Origin of the sequence: Niallia sp. FSL W8-0954, from assembly GCF_038005605.1 — a bacterium.
GTDB lineage: Bacteria > Bacillota > Bacilli > Bacillales > Cytobacillaceae > Niallia > Niallia circulans_A.
This window is the reverse complement of sequence record NZ_JBBOTN010000001.1, coordinates 3,497,662-3,513,230: the sequence shown is the minus strand read 5'-3', so window position 1 is coordinate 3,513,230 and position 15,569 is coordinate 3,497,662. Positions and strand designations below refer to the sequence as shown.

The 15,569-nt window shown below is 35.4% G+C and carries 13 protein-coding genes and 1 riboswitch; of the genes, 12 read left to right on the top strand and 1 reads right to left on the bottom strand.

What is annotated here, in order from left to right; translation table 11 throughout:
- The first annotated feature begins 350 nt into the window (after positions 1-350).
- The 11 genes from zapA (at position 351) to NX902_RS17345 (ending at position 13,825) form a co-directional block, all read left to right on the top strand.
- Positions 351-614, top strand: coding sequence for a cell division protein ZapA (zapA, locus tag NX902_RS17395; RefSeq protein WP_047941918.1), 264 nt, complete (start codon positions 351-353; stop codon positions 612-614).
- An 8-nt stretch (positions 615-622) separates the two neighbouring features.
- Positions 623-1,165: a CvpA family protein gene (locus NX902_RS17390; RefSeq protein WP_095331483.1), complete on the top strand. Its 543-nt coding sequence runs from the start codon at positions 623-625 to the stop codon at positions 1,163-1,165.
- 148 nt (positions 1,166-1,313) lie between these two features.
- Positions 1,314-3,026 (top strand): DNA polymerase/3'-5' exonuclease PolX, encoded by a 1,713-nt coding sequence (gene polX / locus NX902_RS17385; protein ID WP_341160869.1) that lies wholly within the window; start codon positions 1,314-1,316, stop codon positions 3,024-3,026.
- Between the two features lie 205 nt (positions 3,027-3,231).
- Positions 3,232-5,583 (top strand): endonuclease MutS2, encoded by a 2,352-nt coding sequence (locus tag NX902_RS17380; protein WP_123258066.1) that lies wholly within the window; start codon positions 3,232-3,234, stop codon positions 5,581-5,583.
- Positions 5,584-5,620: 37 nt separating this feature from the next.
- Entirely contained in the window at positions 5,621-6,028 is a 408-nt protein-coding gene (locus NX902_RS17375; RefSeq protein ID WP_095331487.1) for a DUF350 domain-containing protein, read from the top strand.
- A 224-nt stretch (positions 6,029-6,252) separates the two neighbouring features.
- On the top strand, positions 6,253-7,935 hold the full coding sequence (locus NX902_RS17370; RefSeq protein ID WP_172859649.1) for a long-chain-fatty-acid--CoA ligase: 1,683 nt from the start codon (positions 6,253-6,255) through the stop codon (positions 7,933-7,935).
- Positions 7,928-8,674: an electron transfer flavoprotein subunit beta/FixA family protein gene (locus NX902_RS17365; protein WP_095331490.1), complete on the top strand. Its 747-nt coding sequence runs from the start codon at positions 7,928-7,930 to the stop codon at positions 8,672-8,674. Before NX902_RS17370 ends, NX902_RS17365 begins: the two co-directional genes overlap by 8 nt.
- A gap of 16 nt (positions 8,675-8,690) precedes the next feature.
- The gene (locus NX902_RS17360) at positions 8,691-9,650 is read left to right on the top strand and encodes an electron transfer flavoprotein subunit alpha/FixB family protein (RefSeq protein ID WP_095331491.1); all 960 of its coding nucleotides are present in this window, start codon (positions 8,691-8,693) and stop codon (positions 9,648-9,650) included.
- A gap of 131 nt (positions 9,651-9,781) precedes the next feature.
- Entirely contained in the window at positions 9,782-10,096 is a 315-nt protein-coding gene (gene trxA, locus NX902_RS17355) for a thioredoxin (protein WP_047941926.1), read from the top strand.
- A 314-nt stretch (positions 10,097-10,410) separates the two neighbouring features.
- A complete protein-coding gene (gene uvrC, locus NX902_RS17350) occupies positions 10,411-12,183 on the top strand; it encodes an excinuclease ABC subunit UvrC (protein WP_095331493.1) in 1,773 nt (590 codons plus the stop codon).
- 59 nt (positions 12,184-12,242) lie between these two features.
- A riboswitch (Lysine riboswitch) is annotated at positions 12,243-12,425 on the top strand.
- A gap of 170 nt (positions 12,426-12,595) precedes the next feature.
- Entirely contained in the window at positions 12,596-13,825 is a 1,230-nt protein-coding gene (locus NX902_RS17345; RefSeq protein ID WP_163185426.1) for an aspartate kinase, read from the top strand.
- A gap of 76 nt (positions 13,826-13,901) precedes the next feature.
- Here the strand turns inward: NX902_RS17345 and NX902_RS17340 are convergent, their stop codons facing one another.
- A complete protein-coding gene (locus tag NX902_RS17340) occupies positions 13,902-14,363 on the bottom strand; it encodes a YslB family protein (protein WP_095331496.1) in 462 nt (153 codons plus the stop codon).
- Positions 14,364-14,951: 588 nt separating this feature from the next.
- Here NX902_RS17340 and NX902_RS17335 point away from each other — a divergent pair.
- Complete coding sequence (locus NX902_RS17335) at positions 14,952-15,560, top strand: succinate dehydrogenase cytochrome b558 subunit (protein ID WP_095331498.1); 609 nt, start codon at positions 14,952-14,954, stop codon at positions 15,558-15,560.
- Positions 15,561-15,569 lie beyond the last annotated feature (9 nt).

Below are 15,569 nucleotides of genomic sequence, written 5' to 3'. Positions count from 1 at the left end.
AGTGTTTTTTCTCATTCACTTCTATAGCTGGAAGGAATGTCATTTACGTGTTAATTTTTCAGTAGTAATCATTTGATTGTACATAAAAATCATCCTTTCTTTTAATGTTGTTGGTAACTTCATTTTACTCAAAAGGATGATTTTTTTTTGTTCCAAAAATCAGCTTTCATTACTTTTTGGACAGCCCCCTATTCACTATGTGAAGCTAGTTTTGTCCCAGTCTGTTTTTTTAATCATAATTATTTCTCTATATCAAAAGTCTTAAGATAGAATCTATTCGAATGACTTCCCTACCAAGAATAGTTCATGATATGATAGAAACTAGGATTCTTTAGATTGGAGGCATGGGCGTGTCAAATACCCCTAAAAATCGTACAAATGTTGATATATATGGAACACAATATACAATAATAGGGAAAGAACCTTCTAACCATGTTAGACTGGTTGCCTCCATAGTTGATGAAAAAATGCGTGAAATTCATGTTTTGAATCCCTCACTTGATACCAATAAACTTGCTGTACTTACCGCAGTAAATATAGTAAACGACTATGTAAAGCTAGAAGATCGAGTGAAAGAATTAGAGGAAGAATTAAAAAGAAGAGAAAAGGACTGACATTGTTCATGTTAGATATTATTTTGGTTATATTGCTGCTTTTTGGTCTTCTTAGAGGACTAAAAAGAGGATTTATTATGCAAATTATACACTTAACAGGATTTATTGTTGCGTTTATTGTTGCTAATAAATATTACATCCCATTATCGCAAAAATTAACACTATGGATTCCATATCCAAATATAGGGGAAAATAGTTTGCTGCAATCTTTTATTCAAACGGCAAATATGGAAGATGTCTTTTACAGAGGGTTCTCCTTTGTGGTGATATTTTTTGTAGTGAAAATTATTTGGCAAATTATTGGAAGTATGATAGATTTTGTTGCTAGTATTCCTATTTTAAAACAGTTAAATACATGGGCTGGTGCGGTCCTAGGATTTGTCGAAACGTATTTGCTATTATTCCTTCTATTATTTATTTCTATTTTAATTCCGGTTGATTTTATTCAATCTCAATTAAATGAATCCTCGGTTGCCGCATGGATGATAGAAAACACTCCATATTTTTCAGAGAAAATAAAAGATTTATGGTTTGATTATATGGCTTCATAGAAAGAGGAAACTCTTCTAGCTTTATATGTAGCTAGAGAGTTTTTTTGTTTAGTTAAACAGGTGCTGCATGATTATTGAATTTATACAGTTCATGGTATGATAGGTAGGATGAGAAGATGAGTTATTTTACATATGTGGGTGATAAAGGATGATTACAAATAAAGATATTATTCGATTATTAGAGCAAATCGCGATATATATGGAGTTGAAAGGAGAAAATCCATTTAAAATATCTGCCTTTCGAAAAGCTGCCAATACGATTGAAACAAGTGAATTAAACTTAACCGAAATAACCGATCTTACGGAACTGCCGGGAATAGGAAAGGGAACAGCAGCTGTTATAGAAGAATATCTAAAAGAAGGTAAGTCGTCTGTTTTACAAGAGTTAAAAGACGAAGTTCCAAAAGGGTTAATACCATTGCTGCAGCTGCCAGGTCTCGGTGGGAAAAAAATTGCAAAATTATATAAAGAGCTATCTGTTGAAAATGCAGAGGATTTAAAAAATGCATGTTTAAAAGGAGAAGTGCAAGCATTAAAAGGTTTTGGCAAAAAGACGGAAGAAAAAATTATGGAAGCCCTTCAAAATGCCGGTTCTCGCCCAGAGCGACTGCCGATTGCATTTATGATTCCGATAGCAGTTTCCATTGAGGAACACCTAGCTAAGATGGCAGGTGTTGTGCAATACTCTAGAGCCGGGAGTTTAAGAAGAGTTAGGGAGACGATTAAAGATTTGGATTTTATTATTGCCACAAAAGATCCTAATCAGGTGAAAGAGCAGTTGATTCAGCTTCCGTCCATAAAAGAAGTAAATGGAGCAGGATTGACAAAAGTTAGTGTAATTCTGGGGCTGGATTATGACGTTTCTATTGACTTTCGGTTAGTGAAACCAGAGGAATTTGCAACAACCTTACATCATTTCACAGGTTCAAAAGAACATAATGTGCGAATGAGACAGCTAGCTAAAGAACGCGGAGAAAAAATAAGCGAGTATGGTGTGGAAAATAATGAAACAGGCGAAATAAAAACCTTTAAGACAGAAGAAGCGTTTTATCATTATTTCGAACTGCCCTTTATTCCTCCTGAAATAAGAGAAGATGGGAAAGAAGTAGAAAATTATTCAGATGATAGTGAGCTTATTTCCTTGGAAGATATTAAAGGAGATTTGCATATGCATACTACTGCGAGTGATGGTGCACATTCATTAGAAGAAATGATAGAAGCAAATCGAAAATTAGGCTATCAATACATGGCTATTACAGACCATTCTCAATATTTAAAGGTTGCCAATGGATTAACACCAGATAGAGTGAGAAAGCAAATCAAAGAAATTAAAAGGTTAAATTCAAAATATGAGGATATAACTATTTTAGCTGGTGCTGAGATGGATATATTACCAGACGGCACACTAGATTATGATGATGAATTATTGAAAGAATTAGATATTGTAATTGCCTCCATCCATTCTGCCTTTTCACAATCGAAAGATAAGATAATGAATAGATTAAAAGCTGCCATGGAAAACAAGTATGTTAATATCATTGCACACCCGACTGGTAGGAAAATTGGCAAAAGAGATGGTTATGATATTGACATGGAAATGCTTATTCAGTTAGCGAAAGAAACGAATACTATCTTGGAATTGAATAGTAATCCTAACCGCTTAGATTTAAATGCAGCACATGTCAAAATGGCCCAGGATGCGGGCGTAAAGATTGTAATTAATACAGATGCTCATTATAAGCATGAGCTTAATAATATGGCTATCGGAGTATCCACCGCGAAAAAGGGCTGGATAAAAAAATCTACTGTATTGAATGCAATGTCCAAAGAAGAATTATTAGCCTTCTTATATAAAGGATGATCAGTATATAGGTAAGTAGTTAGCTTGGAAAACAATGGCTGAAACTCTGCAAGGAAAAGCTGTTTTCGCCTCAGTCCAAGTCTTGAAATGAAAAGCAATCTCTCTGTTGAAAGATAGCTCAACGGAAAAGAACGCTCAAAAAGTCAGAAGAACCATTAAAAAATATGATTAAACCCGAAATGGGGATAGCAAAGGAGATTACTCCATGCAGGAAAGAGTATTTAAAACGTTAGAATTTGATAAAATTAAAGATCAATTAATCGAACATGCATCTTCTTCATTGGGAAGATATAAAGTGGAGGAATTAGTTCCATCTACTGATTATAATGAAGTTGTAAGATGGCAAGAGGAAACAGATGAAGCTGCTAAGGTATATCGCATGCGTGGATCCATCCCTCTTGATGGAATCTATGATATCCGCGCCCATGTGAAAAGATCTTCTATTGGCGGTATGCTTAGCCCATCTGAATTAAATCAGATTGCAAGTACTGTTCATGCTAGTAGACAAATGAAACGATTTATTGAAGAATTTCATGAAGAAGAGCCTATTCCGATACTGTTTACTTTAACAGACAGTATCATGGTGCTTGCTGAAGTAGAAGAAGAAATTAAGATGGCTATTGATGAACAAGGTGCAGTGATGGATAGTGCAAGTGATGCTCTTAGAACGTTAAGAAATCAGCTGCGTAGAAATGAATCAAAAGTACGAGAGAAACTAGAAAGTATGATTCGTTCCTCAAGTGCCCAAAAAATGCTGTCTGACAGTATTATTACAATTAGAAATGATCGGTATGTTATCCCGGTTAAGCAAGAATATCGAGGCAATTATGGGGGGATTGTTCATGACCAAAGTGCCTCTGGGCAAACCCTGTTTATTGAACCACAGTCTGTAGTGACACTAAATAATGAACTTCAAGCTATTCGGGTCAAAGAACAACAAGAAATTGATCGTATCTTAACGCAATTAACTGCACTTGTAGCACAATATGAAGAAGAGCTATTGCATATTGTCACTGTATTAGCAGAAATTGATTTTATGTTTGCAAAAGCAAAATATGCTCACCGCTTAAAAGCATCCAAACCAAAAATTAATAATGAAGGAAAGATTGTTCTTCATAAGGCGAAGCATCCACTTATACCGCCAGAGGTTGTGGTAGCGAATGATATTATTCTTGGGGATTCCTATACATCTATTGTTATTACCGGACCAAATACGGGCGGTAAAACAGTAACTTTAAAAACAGTAGGTCTATGTACTTTAATGGCACAGGCAGGCCTGCAAATACCAGTATTAGACGGTTCAGAAATGGGCGTTTTTAAATCTGTATACGCAGATATAGGGGATGAACAGTCTATTGAACAGTCTTTAAGTACGTTCTCTTCCCATATGGTTAATATTGTTAGTATTCTTGAAAAAGTGGATCATAAAAGTCTTGTTTTATTTGATGAATTAGGAGCTGGTACAGATCCTCAAGAAGGAGCAGCTCTAGCTATTTCAATTCTCGATGAAGTAAATAAACGCGGGGCAAGAGTTATTGCAACTACTCATTATCCGGAGTTAAAGGCTTATGGATATAATCGCGAAGGCGTTGTAAATGCAAGTGTGGAATTTGATATTGAAACATTAAGTCCAACCTATCGATTACTCATTGGAGTCCCGGGAAGAAGTAATGCCTTTGAAATTAGTAAGCGCTTGGGTTTAAAGGAAGATGTGATTAATACAGCTCGGTCACATGTAAGCGAGGATAGTAATAAAATCGAGAATATGATTGCCTCTCTGGAGAATAGTCGTAAGCAAGCAGAAAGAGAGCATGAAGAAGCGAAAGATCTATTAAAACAAGCGGAAATGCTTCATCGTGATTTACAGAAACAAGTAATGGAATATTACGAGAAGAAAGAAACACTGCAAGAAAAAGCAAAAAGAGAAGCGAAAGAAATTATCGAAAATGCTAAAAAAGAAGCCGAAGCGGTTATTGGCGATTTACGAAAAATGCAGCTCGAAAAACGAGCAGAAGTAAAAGAACATGAACTAATTGATGCAAGAAAACGTTTAGATGATGCAACACCACAAATAGAAAGACAAAAACAACCAGCTGCATCGAAGACGAACCATGTTTATCAGCCTGGCGATGAAGTGAAGGTTCTAACCTTTAATCAAAAAGGCCAATTACTAGAAAAAGTTTCCGACAAAGAATGGCAAGTCCAAATTGGTATTATGAAAATGAAGGTCAAAGAAAAAGATCTTGAATTCATCAAAGCGCCTAAGGTAGTAGAAACAAAACCACTAACTACGATAAAAGGAAAAGACTATCACGTTAGCTTGGAGTTAGACCTACGTGGCGAAAGATTTGAAAATGCTCTTGCTCGAGTAGAAAAGTATATAGATGATAGCTTGCTTGCTGGCTATCCGCGAGTCTCCATTATTCATGGGAAAGGAACAGGAGCCCTCCGTTCAGGTGTTCAAGAGTATTTGAAAAATCATCGCGCAGTAAAAAGGATTCGTTTTGGCGAAGCAGGAGAAGGCGGCAGCGGCGTAACGGTTGTCGAATTTAAATAAATATTCTTTTGGAGAATAATGGTAGAGGAGAAACCTTATGGCACAATTTTGGGAAAATGAATATGTAAAAACGGCCGGCGATTATAGTGTTGTTATTCTAAGCCTTGTTGTATTTTTAGCTATATTTGAACTTGTAACAAAATATAATAATTGGGATGAAATAAAAAATGGGAATCTAGCAGTTGCGATGGCGACAGGCGGAAAAATCTTTGGAATAGCGAATATTTTCAGCCATTCAATTATGCAAAATGATTCTTTACTGAAAATGATTATCTGGGGTGTATATGGTTTTGTCCTATTGTTAATTGGTTATTTCATCTTTGAATTTTTAACCCCTAAATTTAATATTGACGATGAAATAAAAAATGATAATCGAGCAGTCGGCTTTATTTCTATGATTATTTCTGTTGGTTTATCTTTTGTAATTGGTGCAGGTATCTCTTAATAAATATAGTATTTTAAATGAAGGTTGGACGTAAATATTCAAAGCCAAAAAGCCAAACAAATCACATTCGCATGATTGTTTGGCTTTTTTAGTTACTATTAAAAAGGCTGTTTTTATGCGGAATTGTGTCAATTAAAGGGAAAGTAGGCTTATACATAATCCAATGAATATGTTCCTCCATATAATAAGCTAGTACAACAATAGAATTAAATGGAGGAATTGTGTTGGAAACAGAGAAAAGATGGTTAAAACTTTATCCTGAACAAATTGCCAAAAATGTTTATTATCGTGCAGATACTCTCCCACAATTATTAAAATACGCGGCAAATGAGTATCCAAAACATAAAGCTATTCATTTTATGGGAAAAGAAATGACGTTTAAAACACTTTATAAGAAAACATTGCAATTTGCAGCTTATTTACAGCACTTAGGTGTAAAAAAAGGGGACAGGGTTGCAGTAATGCTGCCGAATATTCCACAAACAGTTATTAGTTTCTATGCAATCTTGCAGGCGGGAGCTATCGCTGTACCAGTAAATCCGCTTTATCAAGAGCGAGAAATAGAATTTATTATGAAAGATTCAGGGGCGAAAGTAATTATAACATTAGATATGCTCTACAATAGAGTGGAAAGAGTAATGAAGCAAACAGATCTTGAACAAATTATTGTTACATCTATTAAAGATTATCTCCCATTTCCCAAAAATATTGTCTATCCATTCATTCAAGCGAAAGAGCAAGGAAAACCTCCAACAATTTCATCATCAAACTCTACTCATCTATTTATCCAAACATTAAAGTCCAAAGAATCAGTACTAAAGGAAGTACCGATAAATTTTGAAGAAGATATAGCGATTCTACAATACACTGGCGGAACGACAGGTTTTCCAAAGGGAGTTATTCTCACCCATCAAAATTTAGTAGCCAATACTTCTATGTGCAGACAATGGCTATATAAGATGGAAAAGGGAAAAGAAAAAATGCTTGCCGTCATGCCATTATTCCATGTGTATGGGCTTATGACAGTTCTTGTATTATCAGTAATGGAAGTATATAAAATGATTCTTGTTCCGAAATTTGATGCGAGTGGTTTGTTAAAAACAATCCATAAACAAAAGCCAACTGTCTTTCCAGGAGCACCTACTATCTACATTGGTTTAATGAATCATCCAGACATAAGCCAATACGATCTTTCCTCGATTAAAGGAGCGATTAGTGGTTCTGCTCCATTACCAGTTGAGGTTATTGAGAAATTTGAGGAGAAGACAGGCGGGAAAATAGTAGAGGGCTATGGATTAACGGAAACTTCTCCTGTTACCCACGTGAATTTTCTTTGGGACAATGAAATTGTAAAAGGAAGTATTGGTGTTCCTTGGCCAGGGACTGATGCAGCTATTTTTTCATTAGAGTCAGGTGATATATTGCCAGTGGGAGAAGTTGGTGAGCTTGCAATTAAGGGGCCGCAAGTAATGAAAGGATATTGGAACAATGAAGAAGAAACCAATAAGGTTTTAAAAGATGGCTGGTTACTAACTGGTGATATCGCATATATGGATGAGAAAGGGTATTTTTATATCGTCGATCGGAAAAAGGACATTATCATTGCAGGCGGCTTTAATATCTATCCTCGTGAAATTGAAGAAGTTTTGTATGAGCACCCAGCTGTTATGGAAGCATCAGTTGTGGGAGTGAAGGATTCTTATAGGGGAGAGACAGTGAAAGCATTTATTGTATTGCGCGAAGGAATGACGGTTACAGAAGAAGAACTGAATCAGTTTATGCGTAGGAAATTGGCATCTTTTAAAGTACCTCGTATTTATGAATTTAGAGAAGAACTTCCGAAAACGGCAGTAGGAAAAGTATTAAGAAGACAATTGAAGAAAGAAAGTGAAGAAGAAAATGAGTAATAAAGCATTGCAGATTGTGGTTTTATTATCGAGAACCGTTTCTCCTGAAGCTTCCCTCGTACTTGAAGCAGAACAACCATTGGTAGAAGAAAAAGAGTTTATCATCAATCCGCCAGATGCGATAAGTTTAGAAGAAGCCCTTCAATTAAAAGAAAAATATGGTGGGCGTATAACGGTGCTGATGGTAAGTAAAAAAGAAGGAGAAAAGCAATTGAGAACAGCTTTAGCTATGGGAGCAGATCAAGCTGTTTTAATAGAATCTAATCCTAATGAAGATCATCCAGCTCATATAGCTAAAAAGATACAGGAATATTTGCAGAATATAGACTACGATGTTCTATTAGCAGGAGATTTTTCTACAGATGGAGCAACAAGTCAAGTAGGTCCTAGGGTTGCTGCTTTATTAGATATTCCCTACTTTGTGAAAGCAATTCGAATCGAACAAGAGGAAAAACATGCAAGAATTATAAGAAATGCAGATGGAGACATCGAAACATATCGAGTTCCGTTTCCTTTTTTAGCTACCATTCCACAAAGTTTACATGTTCCAAGATTGCCATCACTTGCTGGAATCATGAAAGCAAAAAAGAAGCCTTTTCGAATCATCCAGTTAAAGGACAGTCGAGCAAAAAAAACGCTCAGCCACTATTCGTATCCACAATTAAATCGTAAACAAATAATGTTGCAAGGGGAAATAAAAGATCAAGTTGCTTCATTATCCAAATTATTAAAGTCATAGTAATGGAGGAGTTAATATGAAGGGAAAAATCGTTGTGTTGGGAGAACATCAAGAAGGAAAACTTGCCTCCATTACCCTTGAATGTATTTCAGCAGCAAAGGAATTACAAACGGAGGCAGAAACGATTCTCTTGCTAATGGGAGAGGATATGAGAAAGAACGCATCTGAATGGGATGAAACGGATGTCGATCAAATCATTATCGTGGAACATCCTTTGTTAGCTAGATTTTCGAATGAATCATATATAAAAGCCCTCTTATCTGTTTGGGAACAACTTGAACCCTCTATTCTTTTATGTGGACATAATGATATCGGCAGATCCATCTTCCCGTATTTAAGTGAGAAATGGAATCTATCCTTATTTTCAAATATAGAGAGTTTTGTCTTTCATGATAATAAACTGTCTATAACTCGGTCTGCTTATTCTGGAAAATTAACGGAACGGACAGAAGTTGAAGATTCTTCTTTTCTTATGACAATAAAGCCCAAAAAATGGACGACTCTCCCAAAGAAAGAGAAAACAAAACCGAATGTTCGTTCTTTGAAAGTAAATATCGATAAGCCGGTAGCTACTTTAATTGGACTCGAACAAAAAAGAGAAAAGGCAGCTGGCTTAGTAGATGCAAAAATTATTGTTGGCGCTGGAAGAGGCATTCAAAACGAAGAGGGATTTGCACTAGTGAAGAAATTAGCTGACACTCTTGGCGGAACAGTTGGTGTTTCCAGAGGTGCAGTAGAATTAGGAGTATGTGATGCTTCTATTCAGCTTGGTCAGACAGGAAAAACCGTGGCTCCAGATATATATATCGCCTGCGGAATATCAGGGGCTATTCAACATCTTGTTGGGGTAACATCTGCCAAAACCATTATCGCTATTAATAAAGATCCAAATGCTCCCATTTTTGAAGTAGCTGATTATGGGATTGTAGGAGATATTTTTGAAATAATACCTTCTTTATTAAAAGAATGGGAATGATCTAATTATGGGTGAATGTATTAGCTGATAGTAGGGGAAAATGATATTTGAAACATATTATTAGTATCATCTAAGAAACCATGGTATACTTTCGATATTGTTAGTTTATCAAATAAGGAGGCAAATTATAAATGGCCATTACACATGCAACAGATCAAACATTCCAAGAAGAAACAGGTTCAGGTGTAGTATTAGTAGATTTCTGGGCACCATGGTGCGGACCTTGTAAAATGATCGCTCCAGTTCTTGAAGAACTTGATGGCGAAATGGGAGATAGTGTAAAAATCGTTAAAGTAGATGTAGATGAAAACCAAGGATCAGCATCTAAATTTGGCGTAATGAGCATCCCAACTTTACTTGTTCTTAAAGACGGTGAAGTAGTAGATAAAGTAGTTGGATTCCAACCAAAAGAAGCTCTTTCTGAACTATTAGCTAAACATGTTTAATGAAACTCTTTCATTTTTGAAAGAAAAAGACCTGTAGACACCACTAGTGTCTGCAGGTTTTTTATGGAGAAAAAATAAACTTGCTGGTAGAAATGGAAAATATAATCATAATCCGATAAAAGCCGTTATAACAAAACATCGCAATAAAATCATTCCCCCTCTTTTCTCCTTATTTTTTCATATAACAATAAACCGTTTTCCCTAAAATATTCCCATTCCATACTTTTTCCTTGATGAATCGATGAAATTCTCTATAATTAGAGAAGATAGTATATATGTTCGTTTATAAGGTTTGTGAGCTGGGAGGGAAAATTGTGAACGACATCATTAAAAATAAATTAATGATCTTACCTGATCAGCCTGGATGTTATTTGATGAAGGACCGACAAGGTACCATTATTTATGTAGGAAAAGCAAAGGTATTAAAAAATCGAGTTCGTTCCTACTTTACAGGCTCTCATGATGGCAAGACATTAAGACTAGTCAATGAAATTGAAGATTTTGAATACATCATAACCTCTTCCAATATTGAAGCATTAATATTAGAAATAAATTTAATTAAGAAGCATGATCCAAAATATAATATTATGCTGAAGGATGATAAAAGCTATCCATTTATTAAATTGACGGCTGAAAGGCATCCAAGGCTGATTACAACTCGAAATGTAAAGAAAGACAAGGGCAAGTACTTTGGCCCATATCCAAACGTCCAAGCAGCAAATGAAACAAAAAAACTGCTTGATCGCATTTATCCTTTACGTAAGTGCAATGTGCTGCCAGATAGAGTTTGTTTATATTATCATTTAGGACAATGTTTAGCTCCTTGTGTAAATGAGGTTACCGAACAAGAATATAAGAAGATGACAGATGATATCATCAAGTTCTTAAATGGTGGATATAAAGATATTAAAAAAGAACTATCTGAAAAAATGATGGCAGCATCAGAAGAATTAGACTTTGAACGCGCTAAGGAATACCGTGACCAAATCGCTCATATCGAAGCAACAATGGAAAAGCAAAAAATGATGATGACGGATTTAGTAGACAGAGATATTTTTGGCTATTCCTATGATAAAGGCTGGATGTGTGTTCAAGTATTTTTTGTTCGTCAAGGAAAGTTAATTGAACGCGATGTTAGTACGTTTCCTATTTATCAAGAGCCTGAAGAGGAAATGCTAACATATCTAGGGCAGTTTTATGAGAAAGCCAATCATTTTAAACCAAAGGAAATTTATCTTCCAGACGAGATCCAAGGAGATATTGTCGAAGAATTATTAAATGTAAAAGTGATAAAGCCGCAGAGAGGGCAAAAAAAGGAACTTGTATTATTAGCTAATAAAAATGCGAAGAATGCTTTAACAGAAAAGTTTGCATTAATCGAACGTGATGAGGAGCGTACGATAAAAGCAGTGGAAAACCTAGGCAGACAAATGGGGATTTACACACCACTGCGGATTGAAGCATTTGATAACAGTAATATTCAAGGGACGAATCCAGTTTCAGCGATGATTGTCTTTATCGATGGAAAACCAGCGAAACGAGAATACCGCAAGTATAAGATCAAATCGGTAAAAGGACCAGATGATTATGAATCCATGCGGGAAGTAGTTCGAAGAAGATACCAGCGTGTTTTAAAAGAAGGGCTGCCGCTTCCAGATTTACTATTAATTGATGGTGGAAAAGGGCATCTTGAAGCAGTTAGAGAGGTTCTACTCGATGAATTAAGCTTAGATATTCCAGTTGCTGGTTTAGTAAAGGATGATAAGCACCGCACTTCTCAACTGCTATTCGGAAATCCATTGGAGATTATCCCGCTTGAGCGAAATAGTCAGGAATTCTATTTATTACAAAGAATCCAAGATGAAGTTCACCGCTTTGCCATTACGTTCCATCGTCAATTAAGAGGGAAGAATGCTTTTCAGTCATTATTGGATGACATTCCTGGGATTGGAGAAAAGCGCAGAAAATTACTTTTAAAAACCTTTGGATCTGTGAAGAAAATGAAAGAAGCTACGATCGAAGAATTTGTGAAAGCAGGTATTCCCGCAAATGTGGCTGAACAATTACTTGCTAAATTAAAGGAATAAAAAATTAATTGTCGGAATGAATCCACTGTGCTATAATGATGGCAACTTATAACTTAATAAGTGAAGGTAGAGGTGCGAGCTTCAAGAGTAATAATTCGGAGAAGAATGAGCTTCAGGGAAGAATTATGAAAGGGATAGATCGCCGAAGTAAGGAAAGTTCTCATGACTTTCTTTGCTGGTTTTGCATTGAATAAATGTAAGACTGTCAAAACAAGAAACTGTTTTGGAGAGCTATCTCACTGTTTGTGCATATTTATAATGTATTTAGCTGCACGGCAATGAGATATTCTCATTGCTTTTTTTATTTGTCTTTTACTAATTAAGATTGCGAAAGAGGAAAAGAAAAGTACATAAAAAAAAGCAATGAGAAATAAAAAGAAACCTCTAAGATTACAAGAAGGTAGGGAATGAAGTGGGATTAGTTGTACAAAAATTTGGTGGTACTTCCGTAGGCAGTGCAGAAAGAATTCTTCATGTAGCAGAAAGAGTAATCGAAGAAAGAAATCGTGGCAATGATGTAGTCGTCGTCGTATCCGCTATGGGGAAAACAACCGATTCGCTTGTAACGCTTGCAAGTGAAATAAATCCAAAGCCATCTAAACGAGAAATGGATGTCTTACTATCCACAGGAGAGCAAATTACCATCAGCTTACTATCTATGGCTTTACAGGCGAAAGGAGTAGATGCCATTTCCTATACTGGTTGGCAAGCAGGAATAGAAACAGAGAATGTTCATGGGAATGCGCGAATAGTAAATATACAAACAGAAAAAGTACAAGAACAGATACAACAAGGAAGAGTAGTAGTAGTAGCTGGATTTCAAGGAGTAACTGACGCGGGAGATATAACAACACTTGGACGTGGTGGATCGGATACAACGGCGGTTGCGATTGCAGCAGCTTTAAAAGCGGATAAATGTGATATTTACACAGATGTAACAGGCGTATTTACAACCGACCCACGTTTTGTGCAAAGCGCACGAAAACTATTAGCTATTTCTTATGATGAAATGCTGGAATTAGCTAATTTAGGGGCAGGAGTCCTGCATCCAAGAGCAGTAGAATATGCAAAAAACTATCAAGTACCATTAGTGGTTCGCTCAAGTATGGAACAAGAAGAAGGAACAATCATCGAGGAGGAAGTTTCCATGGAACAAAATTTAGTTGTACGCGGAGTGGCATTTGAGGACAATATTACGAGTGTGACGGTATTTGGATTAAGAAATCCCTTAACAAGTCTCTCTACTATTTTTACCACCCTTGCGTCCCATCATATAAATGTCGATATTATTATTCAAAGCTTAACAAATGACCAGCTGACAAATTTGTCTTTTTCGATAAAAGATAGTGACTTAGAAGAAACATTGAATGTGCTAGAAGAAAATAAGGCGGAATTAGGATACGATAAAGTAACTTCTGAACAAGGATTGGCAAAAGTATCGATAGTCGGTTCTGGAATGATTTCTAATCCGGGAGTTGCAGCAGATATGTTTAAAGTATTATCACAAGAAAAAATTATTATTAAAATGGTTAGCACATCCGAAATTAAAGTATCAACGGTAATTGAGAAAGAGAAGATGGTAAAAGCAGTAGAAATTCTTCACGATGCATTTGAATTAAGTAAACTACCTGTGCATGCATAAGAAATGATTAGTAGAAGCAAAAAAGACTCCAAAGGAAGGAAGACTATTAAAATTCTTCTTTCTTTTGGAGTTCTTTTTATCCTTCTACAGGATCTTTACTATCCCAGCGAACCGTTATGGTTACTTTTTTTTCTTTTCTTTTTGGGTCTTCAAAGGCTTCTGCAATAACTTTTTTTGTCTGTTCGTATTGTTGAGCTAAATAACCTGCTTCTAATTGAAAGGTGCATTTCCCTTTTTCCTTTAATCTTTTTTCAATCAGCTCGCTGGATAATTGATAGATAATTTCATTTTTTGTTTGTTTAACAACTTCTAAATTTCCCCATCCGACCTTTTGAAAAAAAGCATACGCTTCTTCTACAGTATTTAAAGGAAATAATCGGGCAATACGTTTACCGGCCCAATATAACAGATCAGGCGTGTCCCGACCTAATAATTCGGGGATAAGTATCTCTCGAATTAATTCATATCCATACGCGGGAACAGTAAGGGGATCTGACTCCACCTGTGTTTTTTCTTCTAAGGATGTTAAATCACTCAATATGCTCTCCTCTTTCTATGATTCTATTATATTTACATAATTACAAGATAGTCTCTTCCTAAAAGTTATCATTTTTGGCATTTGCAATATTTCCATACATCGGTTTATGTAAAAAGTACGGAAACCAAATAAAATAGAATAAAATATATTGTCTAAATAGTATACTGTAAAAACGGAAAAAAATCATAAGAAAAGGGAACGATTTTTGAATTAGGGTGACTAAAAAACGTGAAAATCTATTTAAACAATAAGCAATTTTTTTAATAATGTCTTAATAATTTTTTCCTTTTAAAGGAAAAAATCTTGCTTCCATAACGATAAAATCAATATTTGTTCAAGTTCTTTACATTGATTCTATTATTTGATTTGTTTGTTAAATTTATGCACAGAAGAGAAAGGAGGAAATTTTTCCTTTTTTGGGACATATAGATAGAAAAAAAGCGAAAGAAAATTTATTTAATGTATCCGTTTTCTTGACCGCATTTTTTTTTAAGAGTACAATTAAATTGTCACTAAATTGTAAGAATTTTTGGTTATGTTATCGCTTTATGGACAATGGGAGTATGTCATCAATTAGGGGGGAATTTTATGGCAGCAAATCGAGAGTTTTTATTCAGAAGGCTTCACTCGTTATTAGGAGTGATTCCAGTAGGTGTATTTTTAATCCAACATTTAGTTGTCAATCACTTTGCAACTAGAGGTCCAGAAGCTTTTAATAAGGCAGCTGGCTTTATGGAGCATTTACCTTTTCGGTATTTTCTCGAAATTTTTGTAATATTTTTACCGATTTTGTATCATGCGATTTATGGAATTTATATTGCGTTTACAGCCAAAAATAATACAAAAAATTATAGTTTTTTTCGAAATTGGATGTTCTATATTCAAAGGGTGACAGGGATCTTTACGTTAATTTTTATCGTATGGCATGTTTGGGAAACAAGAGTAGCAGCTCAATTAGGTCAAGAAGTAAATTATGACATGATGAGTGAAAATTTAGCAAACCCAGGGATGCTTGCATTTTATTTAGTGGGTGTTATCTCCACGATTTTCCACTTCTCTAATGGCTTATGGTCATTCTGTGTAAGCTGGGGAATTACTGTTTCGCCTAAGTCTCAACGAATTAATACATATGTAACGCTAGGAATATTTGTTGCATTATCAATTGTAGGTGTACGAGCAATATTGGCGTTTGTTTAATAAATACTA